At 47.4% G+C, this 1,478-nt stretch carries 2 protein-coding genes; both read left to right on the top strand.

What is annotated here, in order from left to right; all coding sequences use genetic code 11:
* The coding region (locus R8O70_RS25110) for a Smr/MutS family protein (RefSeq protein WP_318184449.1) at window positions 1-329 on the top strand (329 nt) is incomplete at its 5' end.
* Window positions 330-428: 99 nt separating this feature from the next.
* A partial coding sequence (rluF, locus tag R8O70_RS25115; RefSeq protein ID WP_318184450.1) for a 23S rRNA pseudouridine(2604) synthase RluF occupies window positions 429-1,478 on the top strand: 1,050 nt, incomplete at its 3' end.

The following is a 1,478-nucleotide window of genomic DNA, read 5'->3' on the forward strand; positions in this document are numbered from 1 at the left end:
GCCTTGGGAAGTACCCTATCCAAGCCCGTTTAGACTTGCATCGTAAAACGCTGAAAGAAGCGCGTGATGAAGTAGTGAAGTTCTTAAAGCAATGTATCTCAATGGATATTCGTACTGTTGTGATTGTGCACGGCCGTGGCGAACGTTCGAATCCACCAGCATTAATGAAAAGCTTCGTCAGCAGTTGGTTACAACAAATAAAAGAAGTGCAATGCGTGCACAGTGCACAACGCTTTCACGGTGGCAGTGGTGCTGTTTATGTATTGCTAAGAAAAAGCGCAGACAAGAAACTAGAAAACCGCGAACGTCATCAAAAACGGTTAGGTTAAGTTTCTCCTCGGTGCTAGAATGCCCGACCTTATTTCCCCTTCCCACTCGCGGGAAGGGTCATCAAATTCACCGCCGTTGTGAAACGTTAGGAGACCGATATGTCACAAGACAACGCGAAACGCTTAAATAAATTCATCAGCGAAACGGGCTTTTGCTCACGTCGCGCTGCCGATAAACTGATCGAAGAAGGTCGAGTGACCATTAACGGCAAACAGCCAGAAATGGGCACCAAAGTACTACCTGGTGACGACGTTTGTGTTGATGGCAAGCCTGTCGCTTCAAAAGAAAAGCCGATTTATATCGCCCTCAACAAGCCAACAGGCATCACCTGTACGACTGAGCGTGATATCCCCGGCAATATCGTCGATTTCATCGGTCACAAAAAGCGTATTTTCCCAATTGGTCGACTCGATAAACCTTCGGATGGTTTGATCTTCTTGACTAACGATGGCGACATTGTGAACAAGATTCTGCGCGCTGGTAACAACCACGAAAAAGAATACGTGGTGCGTGTCGACAAGCCGATTACGGACGAATTCCTAAAACAGATGTCGAGTGGTGTTCGAATCCTCGATACCGTAACACTCCCTTGTAAAGTTACGAAAGAAACCAAGTTCTCTTTCCGTATTGTTTTGACGCAAGGCCTAAACCGTCAGATCCGCCGTATGTGTGAAGCACTCGGCTACGAAGTATTTAAACTTCGCCGCGTACGCATCATGAACATCTCTCTAGATGGTATTCCAAATGGTAAATGGCGTTACCTAACCGATGACGAAGTCGCAGAAATTTTAGCAATGTGCGATGGCTCAGTTGGTACCGAGGAAGCGTCAAAGACAGATTCTCGAGGTCGTAATATTCGTAAAGCGACTGATGCGAAACTGTTTGATAGCCGTGAAGAGAACCAAGGTTCGACTGCTCGTCGCAATCAAAAAACGCGCACCTTCCGTGGTAATAACGCTGACGAGTTCCGTCATGCACCTAACTCTAAAAAAGGCCAGCAAAAGCGCCGTCAACGTGATGATGAGAACTCACGCCCTGCGAAAGAGCATTACAAAGCGAAACCTCAAGGTGAACACGCGAAGCCACAAGGTGAGCATGGCAGACCGCAAAACAAGCCTCAAACACCGAGCAAACCGAGCAAACCGAGC

The organism is Vibrio sp. 779(2023), from assembly GCF_033344285.1.
In the GTDB taxonomy this organism is placed as follows: Bacteria; Pseudomonadota; Gammaproteobacteria; order Enterobacterales; family Vibrionaceae; genus Vibrio; species Vibrio alginolyticus.